This window comes from Pseudomonas sp. B21-053, assembly GCF_026016365.1.
GTDB classification, from domain to species: domain Bacteria; phylum Pseudomonadota; class Gammaproteobacteria; order Pseudomonadales; family Pseudomonadaceae; genus Aquipseudomonas; species Aquipseudomonas nunensis.
The window spans coordinates 2,354,571-2,369,300 of the sequence record NZ_CP087205.1 but is presented as its reverse complement, the minus strand read 5'-3'; the positions used below and the strand labels follow the sequence as shown (position 1 = coordinate 2,369,300).

Sequence of the window (14,730 nt, the reverse complement as noted above, 5' to 3'; positions counted from 1 at the left end):
CCGAGGCCTTTGTTGTTTCTAACCGCCGACTTTGTTGTAGCGCCAGTAGCCCATCAGGTTCAGCGACTCCCGGGGAATGCCGCGTTCCTTGATCAGGTACTTGCGCAGGCTCATCACCGCGACCGTCTCTCCGGCGATCCAGCCATAGAAGCCATCACTGGCCGATGCGGAGGTTTCCCAGAGGATCTCCTCGTCCACATTCACTTCCGCCAGTTCCACGGATTCTTTGGAAACATATGACGGCAGGTTCGCCCGCTGGACCGCCTCGACCATCAACGACCCTGCGCTGGCATGCTCGCGAACCAGCCACTCCACCGAAAGCCCCGGCCAATCTGGAACCGGCAACGCATCTTCCAGGCTGTCGACTTCAAAAAAAGCCTGGGTCAGCGGCGGCTCATCAAGGACGGACAACTCGTCGAGGATCCCGAGCGCCGCTGGCAACGCCGTGGCATCGGCGACCAGCAACAATTGCTTGAGCGCTTGCGGCGGCTTCCATTCGAAACCGCCTGCATCCTGGGCCGTGAAGTGCCGATCCGGCGCGGTGATCTGGATCGAAGCACCCGGCACCGATCGAATCGCCCAACGGGAAGCCGGACCGGTTTCACCGTGCAACACAAAATCGATGTCCACTTCGCCTTGATCGGCGCGCAGATGGCGGATGGTGTAAGTACGCATCGCCGGACGCTGGGCTACCGGCATTGAACGGTAACGGGCGTACCAGCCATCTTCATGGGACAGCCGGGCCGGCGATCCATCTTCGGCGGGGAAGAACAGTTTGACCCGCTGATCCGGCGCCCAGGTGGCCATATCGGTGACCATCGGCCCGGCCAGAGTGACGCGCATCATGTGCGGGCTCAGGGCCTGCTTGCGCTGCAAGACCGCGTCGAAGATTTTGTAAGGATTGGCGGAGGCCATGGGGAGCTCCTTCTGGGAATCGACAGTGACTACGTATAAATACGAGTCACCGCGGCCACCCTTTAGGATTCCCCGCTGAACGGCGCCTGAACCGTTACGCGATTACTGAGCCGCCGGACGCTCGATGATCAGCGATTCGATGTTCATCTTTTTTGCCCGGGTCAGCGCTGCGTTCAAGTCAGCCTGCCTGGCCTCAGCCTCGGCTTTGGAAGCGAACGGCCCGAGCAGGATCCGGTCCTTGCCGTTTTCCCGGACCACATTGGAAACGAAGCTGTGCTCGATCAACCAGCCGCTCAAGTCGCTGACGGCCTGGGTTGTTTCGCCCCGCACCTCGAGATCCCATTGCGGACCCGTTGCAACAGCCGGCGCTGTTGCCGGTGCGGAAACAGTCGCAGAAGGCGTCTTTTGAGCGCTCGCATCCTTTCCTTCACCGCATCCCGCCAACGCCAATACTGCGATTACCAAGGCCATTTTGCGCACAACGTTTCCCTCTGAATGCTGAAAGCGCGGATTTTAGCATTCATGAATACTTCCCGAGTGCCGCAAAATGGGCACAAAACAACGAGAATCATGGATGCGGCCTCTGTATAGTTACGCCTTGGGAATTAATGCAGCATCTGCGCGTCAGAAAGAGGCACCCAAACCGTGAGACTTCGCACTAATCTATAACTACACCGACCTCTGCACTGTCTGAATCAGGTGCCCTACAAAGCAATCAAGGAGAAGACCATGCTGATACTCACCCGCAAAGTCGGTGAAAGCATAAACATTGGTGATGACATCACTATCACCATCCTGGGCGTTAGCGGCCAGCAAGTCCGAATTGGCATCAACGCCCCGAAAGACGTTGCCGTGCATCGCGAAGAGATCTATCAGCGCATTCAGGCCGGGCTGACCGCTCCAGACAAGCCGCAACCCTGAATCCTGCTGCAGTCAGTAGCCAGCCCGTTCGCTTCAGCGCAATGGCTGGCTAAAGATTCATGCACATTGTTTCGCCCCGCCCTGCCCCACCGTTCATCCCCCTCGTGATGTGAAGCCGATACTAGCGGCTTCGGCGACGCCTTGGCTGTCAGACCATTCGCTTTAACCCCGACGAATAGGTCACCGCTAGCCGAAGGTCACAGCCCGTGCCATGCCAGTGGCCGCGATGACCATGAGCATCATCAACAGCGCTTCGACATGGCTGATCCGTGCGAACAGCTTCGCCCGCCCCAGATCCACCGAAGCGCCACGCCCCAAGGCGATCCGCCACTTGATCAAAGTGATCATCGGCGCCAGCTCCAGCAGCAGGATGATCACGAACAGCGTCATCTTGAGATGAAACAGCGGCTGATGAAGGTAATAGTCGGTGCCTTTTTCGTACCCGCCGAAGGCCCGCATCAGCCCCGTAATTAGCAAAATCCCCGCAGAGATTCCCCACACGTTATCGGCGACCAGCACGCTGCGAACCTGCGCCGTGCCCGCAGCCAGGCGGCTTAATGCCGTGCCCCGAGTCAGCACACCCCAAAGGCCCATGGCAAACGCCAAGAGATGGATCGCCGCGAGAAACCAGTGAGACAGCATAGGGATGCTCCTGACAGGGAAATGGAAAAGGGCTTGTCAGTAGTAGCCCAAAACCTGGAAATCTGCCTGCCAGTGACCTACAGAAAAAGAGGCCGATTCTGACCAGCATGCTGCGAGTCAAATGCGCCAGAATAGGCACTCACCAAGGATGGAACACATGGACCGATCAAAGCTGCCGACGCTTGTCCTGCTACCGGGAATGGATGGAACCGGCGAACTGTTCAAGCCTTTCGTGTCGGCGTTGCAGCACGCTTGCGACATCGTAGTCGTGAGCTACCCCTGCGATGTCCCGTTGAGTTACGGGGAGCTGGAAACCATTGCCAGACAGTCGCTGCCCACCGACCGACCGTTCGTATTGCTGGGCGAATCATTCTCCGGACCGATCGCCATCGCGCTGACGGCTTTGCGCCTGCCGCAACAGGTCGGGATGGTGCTGTGCTGCACGTTTGCTCGAAACCCTCGGCCGTTGCTCAGTCCTCTGCGCTTGGTAGCCAACATCCTGCCGATAGGAGCCGTGCCCGCCACATGGCTCAGCCCGCTGTTACTCGGTCAATTTTCTACCGCCGCATTGCGCACGCCCCTGAGCCTGGCGATCAATCGGGTCAGCCCCACTGTAATGCGCTCGCGACTGCGGTCGGTGCTCGATGTCGATGTGTCGGCGCAACTTGCCCAAGTGAACGTGCCGACTATTTACCTGCGGGCCACCAAAGATCGCCTGGTTCCACACACCGCCTCCACGCGGATATCTCAACTGAAGCCACAGATGCAGGTGATCGACGTCAACGCTCCGCACTGCCTCCTACAAGCGGCACCCGAAGAGGCCGCGCGCCTGATCATTGAGTTTTTGCGAGCCTCTGACACCTCGTAACGCATTACAACTTTGTCATTGAGTTGTCAGCGAAGGTCGCACCCTCGATTCATACAGTGTCGTCGTCAGCCACCCAATCCGGGGGGCTCGCCTTCTACCGATGATGACAAGGGTCGACACCATGAAACCAATGAACAAACTCTGCCTGATCGCCGCCAGCCTGATGATGCTCGGCACCGGCTCCGCCATGGCCGCCAACATTGCGCCCGTGAAGGCCAACAACGTCGTGCTGGTGCACGGTTCCTGGGCCGATGGTTCGAGTTGGTCCGAGGTGATCACGCGATTGCAAGCCGCCGGTTTGCACGTCACTGCCGTGCAGAACCCGCTGACCTCTGTGGCCAACGATGTTGCCGCCACCCAACGCGTACTCGACCAACAGGACGGCCCGACCGTTTTGGTCGGCCACTCCTACGCGGGCACCGTGGTCAGTGAAGCCGGGGTGGATCCGAAGGTCAGCTCGCTGGTCTACGTCGCGGCACGCGCCCCGGATGCCGGCGAAGATTTCGTCGCCCTCTCCGGCAAGTACCCGACCATGCCCGTGCGTGCCGGCACCGAAGAGCACGACGGCTACGTCAGCTTGAAACAGGACGCCTTCCTTAAGTACTTCGCCAGCGATGTTCCCCACGACAAGGCTATGGAGTTGTTCGCCGTGCAACAACCGATCGCCAAAACCCTGTTTGGCGAGCGCACCACCGCCGCAGCCTGGCACACCAAACCGTCGTGGTACGCGGTGTCCAGCCTCGACCAGACCATCAACCCGGACCTGGAACGCTTCCTCGCCAAGCGCATGGGCGCGACCACCATCGAGCTGCCATCGAGCCACCTGTCACTGGTCTCGCACTCGAAAGAAATCGCTGACCTGATCCTCGAAGCCTCCGGCCGCCAGCCGTAATCCCGGGCCAAATTGCATTACAACTTTGTCATTCAACTGTTGGTCGGCTGTTCGGATCGCCTCGTTAACCTGAGCTCACTGCCCAGTCAATCAACCGGCAGCCACCGCCATCCAGATTAGAGAGAGACACACCATGAAAATGTTAATCCTCGGTTTCGCCGCCCTCCTCGCCACCGGTTCAGCTTTTGCCGACACTCAGCCACAAGCGTCGGTGATTCATGACAAGACCGGTTTCTTCGTCCACATGGACGTCGCGAAAGTGCTGTCCAGCACTGACATCTCACAACAGTGCGGCATTATTCCTGCGCGGCTGGACTACCTGGACCACAGCGGTCAAGAGCACGTGTTGGATTACCAGGTCGAAGGCTCCGGCTGCATCAATGACAATTGAGTATGTTGCGCCCACGATGTGTGGCCCGAGTCACGCGCAATTGATCGGGCTACACTGGCTCACGCCCCTCACGTCGCACTGAATTCTTTACGGACATCGACCATGAACATCCTAGTCGTTGAAGACGAGCCCAAGGCAGGCAACTACCTGCTCAACGGTCTGCAGGAACTCGGTTACTCGGTCAGCCTGGCGCGCAATGGCGTGGACGGCTTGCACCTGGCCCTGGAAACCTCGTTCGACGTCATCGTGCTCGATGTGATGATGCCGAAAATGGACGGCTGGGAAGTGCTGCGGCGCTTGCGCAAGGAAGCTGATACACCGGTGCTGTTCCTCAGCGCCCGCGACGACATCGCTGACCGCATCAAGGGTCTGGAACTGGGCGCCGACGATTACCTGATCAAACCGTTCTCCTTCGCCGAACTGGTGGCGCGCCTGCGCACCCTGACCCGACGCGGTCCGTCCCGGGAAGAAGAACAGCTGCAAGTGGCCGACCTGCAAATCGACGTGCTCAAACGCCGCATCACCCGCGACGGCGTGCGGATCACCCTGACCAACAAAGAATTCGCCTTGCTGCACTTGTTCGCCACCCACCAGGGCCAAGTGTTGTCGCGCTCGCTGATTGCCTCGCGGGTGTGGGACATGAATTTCGACAGCGACACCAACGTGGTAGACGTCGCGGTGCGGCGTTTGCGCTTGAAAGTCGACGACCCGTTTCAACTCAAGCTGATCCACAGCGTGCGCGGTATCGGCTATCGCTTCGATACGCAGCCATGAACGGTCGGCCGCATTCCCTGACCCTGCGCCTGGCATTGTTGTTTGCGTTGCTGGCCTTTGCTTCAGTCATCACGCTGGGCGTGTGTTTGTATCGCGAGCTGGAACGCGAGTTGATCCGGCGGGACGATGCCGCGCTGATCACCCGGGTCGATCAACTGCGCACTTTTCTGAATGACAGCAACACCCTGGACCTGATCAAGAGCAAACCGGCCTTGTTCCAGAACATGCTCGGCAACCGCGAATCGGTGCTGGTGATCGGCGCGGCCGGACAAAAACCGTTGCTGGTGGTCAATCCCGGCAGACTCGACTTGCCAAACTTGTCGCCCGTGACCATGGACCATCCGCTGGTCCTGGCCGATGTGCAGCACTTTTCCGGCGTGGACGGCGTGCCCTTCGCGGCGCTGGCGGCGACCATCGACTCCGGCGACCTGGGCAGCCTGCAAGTCGTGGCCGGGCGGTTGATGACTGAACGCACCAGCGTGTTGGCCAACTACCGGATACGCGTTTACCTGCTGGCCGGTGTCGCCGCCCTATTGCTCGCGGTCTGCGGCTATTTACTGCTCTATCGCGGGCTGCTGCCGTTGCGGCGCCTGGCCAAACACGCCCACGGCATTGGCGTCGGCAACCTCACCGAACGCCTCGACAACCACGGCGCGCCGCTGGAAGTGCAGCCGATGATCGATGCCTTCAACGGCGTCCTCGACCGCCTCGCCAAAGGCTTCGTCCAGCTCGGCCAGGTCTCCACCGACATGGCCCACGAACTGCGCACCCCGATCAACAACTTGCTCGGCGAAACCCAAGTCGCCCTCCAGCAAAACCGCAGCGTCGAAGCCTACCAACAACTCCTCGCCTCCAACGTCGAAGAACTCGAACGCCTCGCGCGCATGCTCGACAACATGCTGTTCCTCGCCCGAACCGACCCCGCCAGCGCCCTGCGCCAACGCCAGGAACTGGACGCCGCAGACGAAATGGAACGCATGGCGGATTACTTTGAAGGGTTGGCGGCGGATGTCGGGATCAGCATCAACGCCCATGGCAGCGGCGTGATCTGGGCCGAGCCGATGTTGCTGCGCCGGGCGTTGGCCAATCTGTGTTCGAACGCCATCAAGTATGGCGCGCCGGATTCGGAGTTGGTGGTGAGTGCGACGCCCTCTTCCGAAGGGATCAGTCTGCGGGTGAGCAATCACGGCGCGACCATTGCGCCGGAGCATCTGCCGAAACTGTTTGACCGGTTTTATCGGGTGGATGAGTCGCGGGAGCGGTCGGCGCAATCGAACGGGTTGGGGTTGTCGATTGTGGCGACGATCATGCAGTTGCATAACGGAGGGTATGGCGTCACCAGTGAGAATGGGGTGACGTGTTTTGAGTTGTTCTTTCCGGGGCGGGTGTTGGAAGGATGATCGGGCTTGATTAGTTTATTTGAGGAGCAGGCCGATACATAACTGGCGAACAGCCATCTATCTCCCTATCATGCCGCCCACTGGCCCTTGCGTAAGGGGTCAGAGGACAATCATTCAAAAGGGAATAGACGTGAAAGAGTTCGTAATTGGCGTAAACAACGTAGTTCTGTATGTCGCGCTGGCCGTTATCTGGATCGCCGCAGTGGTCATGATCTTCGTTCAGGGCTTCTGGTCCGGCGCAGGCGTTTTCATTACCGGCACCCTGACCTGGTGCATCATCTCCGGCTTCTGGTTTGTGCAGTCGGCGACTTATGAAGAACTGAAAAAGTTGAACGCCAAACAAGGCTGACACTTGTTGGCTGGACCTACCGCACAGGTCCGAAAGTGCTTCATGCAACAAGTGTAACGAGGGGGCAATCCCCTCGTTACAGTGCCTGGCGACTACCCAGGCTTGTGGTTATCCAATACCCGATTCACCGCTAACTCACCCAACCTGATTACCTGCTGCAACACCAGCATTCTCTTGCGCTGTGGGCCGTCCATGGTGCTGGCGATCTCACTCACCATTTCGGTGGCAGACCCCAACGATTCGCAGGCCTGGACGAGCAATGTTTCGTCATTCGCCGCTGGGTTGATGATGAAGGTGTCGTTGCTGGGGCTGCGGGGCGGTATCTGCGTTTTCATCGCCCCGGGGTTCAGGTAGAAATTGAGTGCGCGGTCGGCTGCCTCTTTTAGTTTCTTGGGGTCAAGATCAAGGGAAGCGTCGTAGGGTACTGGATTGGTGTGCGGGGGATTGGGCGTTACTTTGAACATGTCTTAGTTCGCTCTAATAAGGCTGCATCCACTTCGCGACTAAACGAAAGGGAGGCAGCTGTGCACAGGTTAGTCGACCGACGAGCTAAGAAATCGGCGCACTCGAGAGTGCCCTGCGCACAGCTACCATCAAGTGCAGGATGAAACCCCTGACTGATTGGCACTTATGCGACTTAGCAACGACAGGCGACTAAACCCGACCACTGATGGGCAGTGGCAGGCAAACGATAGAGCCCAGGCGCAAGAGGCACAAGCCGGCGGATTCTGGCGTACGCGTAGGTAAAGGCGCAAGCGCTTGTAGCCTTTAGGACGTAACACTGGGTGTCTTTAAACGTCCTGCCCTATCCAGTTAAACACCCACCAAAAAAACCCGTAAACCTTCGGTCAGAGCCAGCAAAAAGGTAACGACGCCGTATCCGCCACGAAGGTGAATGGCAGATCGATCAGCGCAAACGGACCAATAAACTGCGCGAGCTGGTACTCAACGTCTAACCCGCTATAGCAGTCGTATGAGTGGTAGGGGTTCGTCACTGCGCCAAGCCAGGCGCAACCGCTCAACTGCAAAATAGCCACTATCAAAACAAGCTTCCGTAGCACGTAATTTCCTTATTACTTTTATACGCAGAACTGCAGAGACGGCATCGCAAGAAGTTAGTCACCAATGCCGAGTTCGTCAGTGACTGCGATGCCCTTGCGCGCTAGATACCTCGGAGCGCGGGATCAACTTATGACTTGCTCGCCTGCCCCTGGAACAGCTTGGTATAGGCGAAATACCCCCCCGCAATCCCAGCGACGGCCAGCACCCCATACACCGCGCCAAACATGAACGATGAGGCGATGAAACCTATCGCCACGATGCCAACAAACACTTGGATGATTTTCAGCGTCTTTTCTTCCAGAGAAAATTTCCCATGCAGAAACAGACCTGCGGCAAGACCAATCAGAACGCCCACAATGATTCGTGCAAACATCACTCAACTCCTTTTGCTGAAAGGTGGGAAGCTTACTCCAGAAAAGACAACCGCACCCCTTCCAGAAGGATTCGGCTGCACTCAATCGCCCCACTACCCTTGACACTACAAGCTGACTTTAAAAACCTGGCCGAGATGACCTATGCTCCTCGGCAGCAACTCCCTTCGAGTGTTCCCTCAATGATCAAACGCTGCACTTTGCTCGACCATAAAGGTTGGCTGCCCCTGCGTATCGCCCTGTGGCCTGATTCCGCCCCGGACAATGACCATGACAAACAAACCCTACTGAGCACGCCAGAGCGCTATCTGGTATTGATCTTCGTTAATGAAGAAGGCAATGCGCTAGGGTTTGCGGAAGCGTCAATCCGAACGGACTACGTTAACGGTACCAACTCCTCGCCCGTGGCCTTTCTCGAAGGTCTATACGTCCAGCCTGCCAGTCGGGGCGAAGGCATAGCGCGGCAACTCGTGGCGCGCATTCGACAGTGGGCCGAAGAAATGGGCTGCACCGAACTGGCTTCGGATGCACTGCTGGATAACCAGGGTAGCCACGCCATGCATAAGGCCCTGGGCTTCGCAGAGACCGAACGGGTGGTTTACTTTTTGAAGCCTTTGGGCAAGGCGAAGTAAAACTGCGTGTATGACCAGCATTCATAACAAAAAAGTGACAGGTTAATTTACCGGTTGGACCAATGAAAAAAATGATCCGCCACTTTTCTACAGTTTACTTTTTTCTGTAAGCGTAGAAAAGCAGTTCCGTCCCACCCCAAGTGGTTGAGTCCCCCACAGGAATCCAATTTGCCCAGAAAACCCAATGTTAACCGGTCAAATAGAGCCCTACAAAACCGACATACTAACCAATGTACTTTTTGCGGAGCACTGGCCCTCGGCAAGAGGGCCTTTGAGATCAGCCGACAAGCTGAGCCTCTGTCGAGGTCTTCCCTTCGCTGCGAGATTTTGACCGGGACTTCAGCAGGCGCTTGGCGGGCTTCTCAATCATGAAATAGCTGCAGGATGCCAGGAACAGAAGCGCCGAGAAATACATCAGCGGGGTTACCGGGAGTTCTGGAACGAACGAAAACGCAAAGATTTTCATAAGGACGAGATGCAGCATGTATATCGAGAAACTGATTTCACCGAGATAGACCAGCACGCGGTTGCTCAGGATCAGGCCAACCACCCCCCTGCCCGATGCGACGACGGCTATTAAAATCGCGAACACCCAGCACGAACCCATGTTGTTTGTAATGACATTCACTAGTACAAAAGACGATGTGGACCCAATTAAAAGTTGTGCCCCATAGAAAATCCACCATACCGTAAAAATCAGAGCGGCAGACTCAACCAAGCTCCAAAAGGCGAATGAAGCATTGTAGTGTCGAATGTACTTATCCCAAACTACCCATAGAGACATACCCAAGCAAAACTCAAACCCACGAAAAATCGGATTGGCATACGCTGCATAGGTAATAACAACCCCGGCGTCTTTCCCCATTGAAGTTTCTGCAAACTTCATCATGACAAACACATAAAAAACTGAAGCCATGGCTGAGACCAATAGTTTTACCGACCAATTTTTCTTGATCCCGATAACCAGAAATGGAAATGCAAGGTAGAAAAAAAGCTCAGTAGAAATACTCCATGACACTGAATTCCAAGAGAACAATATTTTTTCAAATGGAAATATAGATTGCATCAAAGTTAAGTTGAGGGCTAACTGAACAGACCTGTCAAAAAAACCCTCTCCGTTAAACGAGACGTAATCATACCGAACAAACAACACCAAAAAACAAAGGGCAAACAGGTGAACAGGCCAAAGCCTCGAAAGGCGATCACGGATAAAACCAAAATAACTAGTTATCTGTTTTGACGTATACACGTGCGTAAGAATGAATCCTGAAAGAACAAAAAAGAAACTTACACCATGGGTTAATGTTTGTGGAGCACCGGAAAACCAAGACCAGAACATTAACGAATGCAAAACTACAATCATGAATGCAGCAAAGAATCGCAAACTCGTAAGAGGCTTTAAAGTCTCTATTGAGGCGCTACTGGCAGAAACCATTTTTATTCTCGTTTTATTCAGAGGCTCAACAGAACCCCCATCCAATATAATGCACTGAGCTTAGTGCTCACATGCTTCCATGCGAAAAACGAGCGAATAATATCTGCTCCGTCGCTTTACAGGTAGCGAAAAAAAAAATAAATACCCATCCTTCAAGCGGCATATGGCTAGACGGCCTTGTACCAGTCGTTAAGGGTATAGATCGTTATTGGCGCTGCTGGAGCGATTTTAAGAAGAATGGCTGCCCACTCGAAACTAAGCCCAAAGCTCGCTCGATGAAATCGGATTCAAGGTGGCGAAATATAAGAAGGAACCCGGGCACCTGATGGTTGGCCAAATTACCCGACACTATCAGGAGGCACACAGGCAACAAAAAAGGGCCCACCTTTCGGTGAGCCCTTCTAGACCGCCCAGCAGAGCGGATTTTGTTTGGTAGGCGCGATTGGACTCGAACCAACGACCCCCACCATGTCAAGGTGGTGCTCTAACCAACTGAGCTACGTGCCTGCTGTGAGGCGGCATTCTACGGAATTCCGGAGGGGTGTCAACACCTTTTTTCGAGCTAACCCTATGAATATGCAAAATATTTAATTTCGGTGCTGCGACGAAGATTTTCCGGTGGCTGGCGGTGGTTTTTTAACTCGGGTAGGATCGGCGGACTCGTAAAATATATTAAACAGAGGCTGCAGGATGGCGAACACCCCCTACCCAGAGTCCTATTACGCTGCATCGGCGAATGCGGTCCCGCCGCGTCCGGTTTTGCAGGATGACGTAGAGACTGATGTCTGTGTGATCGGCGCCGGTTACACCGGTCTGTCCTCTGCCCTGTTTTTGCTGGAGAACGGTTTTAAGGTAACGGTGCTTGAGGCGGCCAAGGTTGGATTTGGGGCGTCGGGGCGTAACGGTGGCCAGATCGTTAACAGTTATAGCCGTGACATTGATGTGATCGAGCGCAGTGTCGGGCCCAAGCAGGCGCAGTTGCTGGGGCAGATGGCGTTCGAGGGTGGGCGGATCATTCGTGAGCGGGTCGCCAAATATAATATCCAGTGCGACTTGAAGGACGGCGGTGTGTTCGCGGCCATCACGGCCAAGCAGATGGGGCATCTGGAATCGCAGAAGCGGCTTTGGGAGCGCTTCGGGCATACGCAGCTTGAGTTGCTGGATCAGAAGCGCATCCGCGAAGTGGTGGCGTGCGATCAATACGTCGGCGGCATGCTCGACATGAGTGGCGGGCATATTCATCCGTTGAACCTGGCGCTCGGTGAAGCGGCGGCCGTGGAGTCGTTGGGCGGCACTATTTATGAACAGTCGCCGGCGGTGCGCATCGAGCGCGGGGCGAATCCGGTGGTGCATACGCCGCAAGGTAAGGTTCGGGCCAAGTTCATCATTGTTGCGGGCAACGCTTACCTCGGCAATCTGGTGCCGGAGCTGGCGGCGAAGTCGATGCCGTGCGGGACTCAGGTGATTACCACTGAGCCGCTGGGCGATGCGTTGGCCAAGGCGTTGTTGCCGCAGGATTACTGTGTCGAGGACTGTAATTACCTGCTTGATTACTACCGTTTGACCGGGGATAAGCGTTTGGTCTTCGGCGGTGGCGTGGTCTATGGCGCGCGGGATCCGGCGAACATCGAGGCGATTATTCGGCCGAAGATGCTCAAGGCGTTTCCGCAGTTGAAGGACGTGAAGATTGATTACGCCTGGACCGGAAATTTCCTGCTGACGTTGTCGCGTCTTCCGCAGGTCGGGCGGCTGGGGGATAACATTTATTATTCCCAGGGTTGCAGCGGGCATGGTGTGACGTATACGCATTTGGCGGGCAAGGTGTTGGCCGAGGCGTTGCGTGGGCAGGCAGAGCGGTTTGATGCGTTCGCGGATTTGCCGCATTACCCGTTTCCGGGTGGGCAGTTGTTGCGCACGCCGTTTGCGGCGTTGGGGGCCTGGTATTACGGGTTGCGGGATAAGTTTGGGTACTAAGCAATACCGCAACAGCCTGTAGGAGCTGAGCTTGCTCGCGAAGAGGCCGTGTCAGTCGACATTAATATTGCCTGATACGCCGCCTTCGCGAGCAAGCTTCGCTCCTACAGGGGGTTGGGTGTCAGGCGACGGTGACGGTGTCTGACACGGCCTCTTCGCGAGCAGGCTCGCTCCCACAGGTTTTGTGTTGTGCCTGTTAATCGGGGAAGTCTGCGCCTTCGCTGACGCTCGCCCAGCCTTCGAAATCCTTGCGCAGCGCTTCGATCTTGCCTCGGCCACCGGCCAGCGCTGCTTTGCCCAATAGCAGACGCAACGGTGGATTTTCGGCCTCGACCGCATCAACGATCGCCACCGCCGCACGCACCGGGTCGCCCGGTTGTTTGCCGTTGTAGCCACGGATCATGTCCATGCGTTTGCCCGCCGTTTCATCGTAATCGCTGATGGTCCGGTTCGCCTCGTTAGCCGAGCGCCCTGCCCAATCGGTGCGGAATCCGCTGGGTTCGACGATCAGCACCTTGATGCCCAGCGGCCCGACTTCCTGGGACAGGGACTCGGAAATACCTTCCACGGCGAACTTGGTGGCGTGGTAGAAACTGACTGCCGGGAACGCGACGATGCCGCCGACGGACGAGATGTTCACCACCGAGCCGCTACGCTGCTGGCGCATGCCGGGCAACACGGCGCGGGTCATCTGTACGAGGCCCCAGACGTTGATTTCCATCATGTTGCGCACTTGCTCCAGATCGCTTTCTTCGAACGAACCGAAGTAGCCAATCCCTGCGTTATTCACCAGCACATCGATACGGCCGAAACGCGCTTGAGCGGCTTCCACGGCAGCATCGATCTGTGCCGGATCGGTGACGTCCAGTTTCAGGACCAGCGCGATATCTTCGTGACCTTTGACGATGTCTTCGACCTGCGCCGGGTTACGCGCGGTGACCACGGTCGGGTAGCCGAGGCTGAGGGTGTGCAAGGCCAATTGGCGGCCGAAACCTGTTGAGCAGCCGGTGATGAACCAGACCGGTTTTGTAGTCGATGCAGTCATGCGGATCTTCCTCCAGGTAACTGCCCGCGAGTGCGAGCGATGTCCTGAGTATGGACACGCCTGGCTTTGCGAAAAAGAGCCATAATCTGCAAGACCTTTTCGGAAAAACCACACAATGAAAGATCCGGATTTTCAGCAGCTGCGTCTGTTTATGCAGGTGGCCCACGCTAAAAGCTTCACCAACGCGGCCGATGCCACGGGGTTGTCGGTGTCCACGGTCAGCCATGCCGTGCGCGAATTGGAGAAACAGTTGGGGCTGCGTTTGCTGAACCGGACCACCCGCAGCGTCAACATCACGGAAGCGGGCGAACAGTTGATCAGCAAGATCGCGCCGTTGATGGAGGACCTGGGGTTGGCATTGCGCAGTGCGTCGGCTGCAGGTGATGAGGTGGCGGGAACGCTGCGTTTGAGCGTGCCCACCAGCGCCAGTCGGCTGATCCTGCAACCGCTGTTACAGAAGTTTCTGTTGACGCATCCGGGGATCAATCTGGAAGTCGCGGTGGACAACAGCCTGATCGACATTGTCACCAAGGGCTACGACGCCGGCATTCGTTATGACGATGTGCTGGAGGAAGACATGGTAGTAGTGCCAATTCTGACGGACATGCGCTTCGTGGTGGTGGCCTCGCCCGAGTACCTGGCAGGTCGGACGATTCCACAGCAGCCGCAGGATTTGTTGCAGCACGAATGCGTGAATTATCGCAGCGCCACGACAGGCTCCCTGCCCCGCTGGGATTTCGAGAAGAACGGCAAGCACACCCGGATTGCGGTCAAGGGACGCCTGGCGACCAACGACAGTGAATTGCTGCTACGGGCAGCGCTGGACGGGTTTGGCTTTGCGTACTTGTTCCATGCACCGATTGTGATGGACTACTTGGCCAGCGGGGAGTTGGTGTCTGTGCTGGACGACTGGGTACCGGCTGGCACGCTCTATCTGTATTACTTTGAACGCAATAACACGCCAAAAAAGCTGCGGGCGTTTATTGATTTCTTGAAGGGTGAGGTTGCGAACAATTAACCATCGACAACCGCAAATCCCCCTGTGGGAGCGGGCTTGCT

At 56.7% G+C, this 14,730-nt stretch carries 17 protein-coding genes and 1 tRNA gene; 10 read left to right on the top strand and 8 right to left on the bottom strand.

Annotated elements, in window-relative coordinates; genetic code table 11:
• Positions 1 to 18: 18 nt before the first annotated feature.
• Positions 19 to 915, bottom strand: coding sequence for a siderophore-interacting protein (locus LOY68_RS10890; protein ID WP_265044516.1), 897 nt, complete (start codon positions 913 to 915; stop codon positions 19 to 21).
• A 102-nt stretch (positions 916 to 1,017) separates the two neighbouring features.
• Positions 1,018 to 1,395 carry a hypothetical protein gene (locus LOY68_RS10885; RefSeq protein WP_054053023.1) on the bottom strand — a complete coding sequence of 126 codons (378 nt, stop codon included), beginning with the start codon at positions 1,393 to 1,395 and terminating at the stop codon, positions 1,018 to 1,020.
• A 249-nt stretch (positions 1,396 to 1,644) separates the two neighbouring features.
• Here LOY68_RS10885 and csrA point away from each other — a divergent pair, with 249 nt between their 5' ends.
• A complete protein-coding gene (gene csrA, locus LOY68_RS10880; RefSeq protein WP_017337657.1) occupies positions 1,645 to 1,836 on the top strand; it encodes a carbon storage regulator CsrA in 192 nt (63 codons plus the stop codon).
• A gap of 186 nt (positions 1,837 to 2,022) precedes the next feature.
• Here csrA and LOY68_RS10875 read toward each other — a convergent pair whose 3' ends face one another.
• On the bottom strand, positions 2,023 to 2,478 hold the full coding sequence (locus tag LOY68_RS10875) for a DUF2214 family protein (protein ID WP_265044512.1): 456 nt from the start codon (positions 2,476 to 2,478) through the stop codon (positions 2,023 to 2,025).
• A 157-nt stretch (positions 2,479 to 2,635) separates the two neighbouring features.
• Here LOY68_RS10875 and LOY68_RS10870 point away from each other — a divergent pair, with 157 nt between their 5' ends.
• From LOY68_RS10870 to LOY68_RS10845, 6 genes are all read left to right on the top strand, one after another.
• Complete coding sequence (locus LOY68_RS10870; protein ID WP_265044511.1) at positions 2,636 to 3,346, top strand: alpha/beta fold hydrolase; 711 nt, start codon at positions 2,636 to 2,638, stop codon at positions 3,344 to 3,346.
• A gap of 121 nt (positions 3,347 to 3,467) precedes the next feature.
• A complete protein-coding gene (locus LOY68_RS10865) occupies positions 3,468 to 4,238 on the top strand; it encodes an alpha/beta hydrolase (RefSeq protein ID WP_054053017.1) in 771 nt (256 codons plus the stop codon).
• Positions 4,239 to 4,371: 133 nt separating this feature from the next.
• Positions 4,372 to 4,629: a DUF2790 domain-containing protein gene (locus tag LOY68_RS10860; RefSeq protein WP_265044510.1), complete on the top strand. Its 258-nt coding sequence runs from the start codon at positions 4,372 to 4,374 to the stop codon at positions 4,627 to 4,629.
• Positions 4,630 to 4,731: 102 nt separating this feature from the next.
• Positions 4,732 to 5,403 carry a heavy metal response regulator transcription factor gene (locus LOY68_RS10855; RefSeq protein ID WP_054053013.1) on the top strand — a complete coding sequence of 224 codons (672 nt, stop codon included), beginning with the start codon at positions 4,732 to 4,734 and terminating at the stop codon, positions 5,401 to 5,403.
• Complete coding sequence (locus LOY68_RS10850; protein WP_265044509.1) at positions 5,400 to 6,803, top strand: heavy metal sensor histidine kinase; 1,404 nt, start codon at positions 5,400 to 5,402, stop codon at positions 6,801 to 6,803. The genes LOY68_RS10855 and LOY68_RS10850 overlap by 4 nt, the downstream gene beginning before the upstream one ends.
• 130 nt (positions 6,804 to 6,933) lie before the next feature.
• Positions 6,934 to 7,152, top strand: coding sequence for a hypothetical protein (locus LOY68_RS10845; protein ID WP_054053006.1), 219 nt, complete (start codon positions 6,934 to 6,936; stop codon positions 7,150 to 7,152).
• Positions 7,153 to 7,244: 92 nt separating this feature from the next.
• Here LOY68_RS10845 and LOY68_RS10840 read toward each other — a convergent pair whose 3' ends face one another.
• Both LOY68_RS10840 and LOY68_RS10835 read right to left on the bottom strand, forming a co-directional pair.
• Positions 7,245 to 7,616: a DUF6124 family protein gene (locus tag LOY68_RS10840; RefSeq protein WP_265044507.1), complete on the bottom strand. Its 372-nt coding sequence runs from the start codon at positions 7,614 to 7,616 to the stop codon at positions 7,245 to 7,247.
• Positions 7,617 to 8,341: 725 nt separating this feature from the next.
• On the bottom strand, positions 8,342 to 8,587 hold the full coding sequence (locus LOY68_RS10835; protein WP_265044505.1) for a hypothetical protein: 246 nt from the start codon (positions 8,585 to 8,587) through the stop codon (positions 8,342 to 8,344).
• Between the two features lie 180 nt (positions 8,588 to 8,767).
• Between LOY68_RS10835 and aac(6') the strand changes: the two genes are divergently transcribed.
• Entirely contained in the window at positions 8,768 to 9,217 is a 450-nt protein-coding gene (aac(6'), locus tag LOY68_RS10830) for an aminoglycoside 6'-N-acetyltransferase (RefSeq protein ID WP_265044503.1), read from the top strand.
• Positions 9,218 to 9,494: 277 nt separating this feature from the next.
• On the opposite strand, the gene LOY68_RS10825 is transcribed toward aac(6'), so the two are convergent.
• Together LOY68_RS10825 and LOY68_RS10820 are read right to left on the bottom strand one after the other, a co-directional pair.
• On the bottom strand, positions 9,495 to 10,652 hold the full coding sequence (locus tag LOY68_RS10825; RefSeq protein WP_265044501.1) for an acyltransferase family protein: 1,158 nt from the start codon (positions 10,650 to 10,652) through the stop codon (positions 9,495 to 9,497).
• 430 nt (positions 10,653 to 11,082) lie between these two features.
• A tRNA-Val gene (locus LOY68_RS10820) sits at positions 11,083 to 11,159 on the bottom strand.
• 183 nt (positions 11,160 to 11,342) lie between these two features.
• On the opposite strand from LOY68_RS10820, the gene LOY68_RS10815 reads away from it, so the two are divergent.
• Positions 11,343 to 12,626 carry an NAD(P)/FAD-dependent oxidoreductase gene (locus LOY68_RS10815; RefSeq protein ID WP_265044500.1) on the top strand — a complete coding sequence of 428 codons (1,284 nt, stop codon included), beginning with the start codon at positions 11,343 to 11,345 and terminating at the stop codon, positions 12,624 to 12,626.
• Between the two features lie 196 nt (positions 12,627 to 12,822).
• Here the strand turns inward: LOY68_RS10815 and LOY68_RS10810 are convergent, their stop codons facing one another.
• On the bottom strand, positions 12,823 to 13,671 hold the full coding sequence (locus LOY68_RS10810) for an oxidoreductase (protein WP_163909336.1): 849 nt from the start codon (positions 13,669 to 13,671) through the stop codon (positions 12,823 to 12,825).
• A 115-nt stretch (positions 13,672 to 13,786) separates the two neighbouring features.
• Between LOY68_RS10810 and LOY68_RS10805 the strand changes: the two genes are divergently transcribed.
• The gene (locus LOY68_RS10805) at positions 13,787 to 14,689 is read left to right on the top strand and encodes a LysR family transcriptional regulator (RefSeq protein ID WP_265044499.1); all 903 of its coding nucleotides are present in this window, start codon (positions 13,787 to 13,789) and stop codon (positions 14,687 to 14,689) included.
• Positions 14,690 to 14,730: the final 41 nt, after the last annotated feature.

Bases quoted from the DNA above. Each gene is read 5' to 3' on its own strand.
- LOY68_RS10890 (WP_265044516.1), bottom strand. From the start codon at position 915: ATGGCCTCCGCCAATCCTTACAAAATCTTCGACGCGGTCTTGCAGCGC.
- csrA (WP_017337657.1), top strand. From the start codon at position 1,645: ATGCTGATACTCACCCGCAAAGTCGGTGAAAGCATAAACATTGGTGAT.
- LOY68_RS10875 (WP_265044512.1), bottom strand. From the start codon at position 2,478: ATGCTGTCTCACTGGTTTCTCGCGGCGATCCATCTCTTGGCGTTTGCC.
- LOY68_RS10870 (WP_265044511.1), top strand. From the start codon at position 2,636: ATGGACCGATCAAAGCTGCCGACGCTTGTCCTGCTACCGGGAATGGAT.
- LOY68_RS10865 (WP_054053017.1), top strand. From the start codon at position 3,468: ATGAAACCAATGAACAAACTCTGCCTGATCGCCGCCAGCCTGATGATG.
- LOY68_RS10860 (WP_265044510.1), top strand. From the start codon at position 4,372: ATGAAAATGTTAATCCTCGGTTTCGCCGCCCTCCTCGCCACCGGTTCA.
- LOY68_RS10855 (WP_054053013.1), top strand. From the start codon at position 4,732: ATGAACATCCTAGTCGTTGAAGACGAGCCCAAGGCAGGCAACTACCTG.
- LOY68_RS10850 (WP_265044509.1), top strand. From the start codon at position 5,400: ATGAACGGTCGGCCGCATTCCCTGACCCTGCGCCTGGCATTGTTGTTT.
- LOY68_RS10840 (WP_265044507.1), bottom strand. From the start codon at position 7,616: ATGTTCAAAGTAACGCCCAATCCCCCGCACACCAATCCAGTACCCTAC.
- LOY68_RS10835 (WP_265044505.1), bottom strand. From the start codon at position 8,587: ATGTTTGCACGAATCATTGTGGGCGTTCTGATTGGTCTTGCCGCAGGT.
- LOY68_RS10825 (WP_265044501.1), bottom strand. From the start codon at position 10,652: ATGGTTTCTGCCAGTAGCGCCTCAATAGAGACTTTAAAGCCTCTTACG.
- LOY68_RS10815 (WP_265044500.1), top strand. From the start codon at position 11,343: ATGGCGAACACCCCCTACCCAGAGTCCTATTACGCTGCATCGGCGAAT.
- LOY68_RS10810 (WP_163909336.1), bottom strand. From the start codon at position 13,671: ATGACTGCATCGACTACAAAACCGGTCTGGTTCATCACCGGCTGCTCA.
- LOY68_RS10805 (WP_265044499.1), top strand. From the start codon at position 13,787: ATGAAAGATCCGGATTTTCAGCAGCTGCGTCTGTTTATGCAGGTGGCC.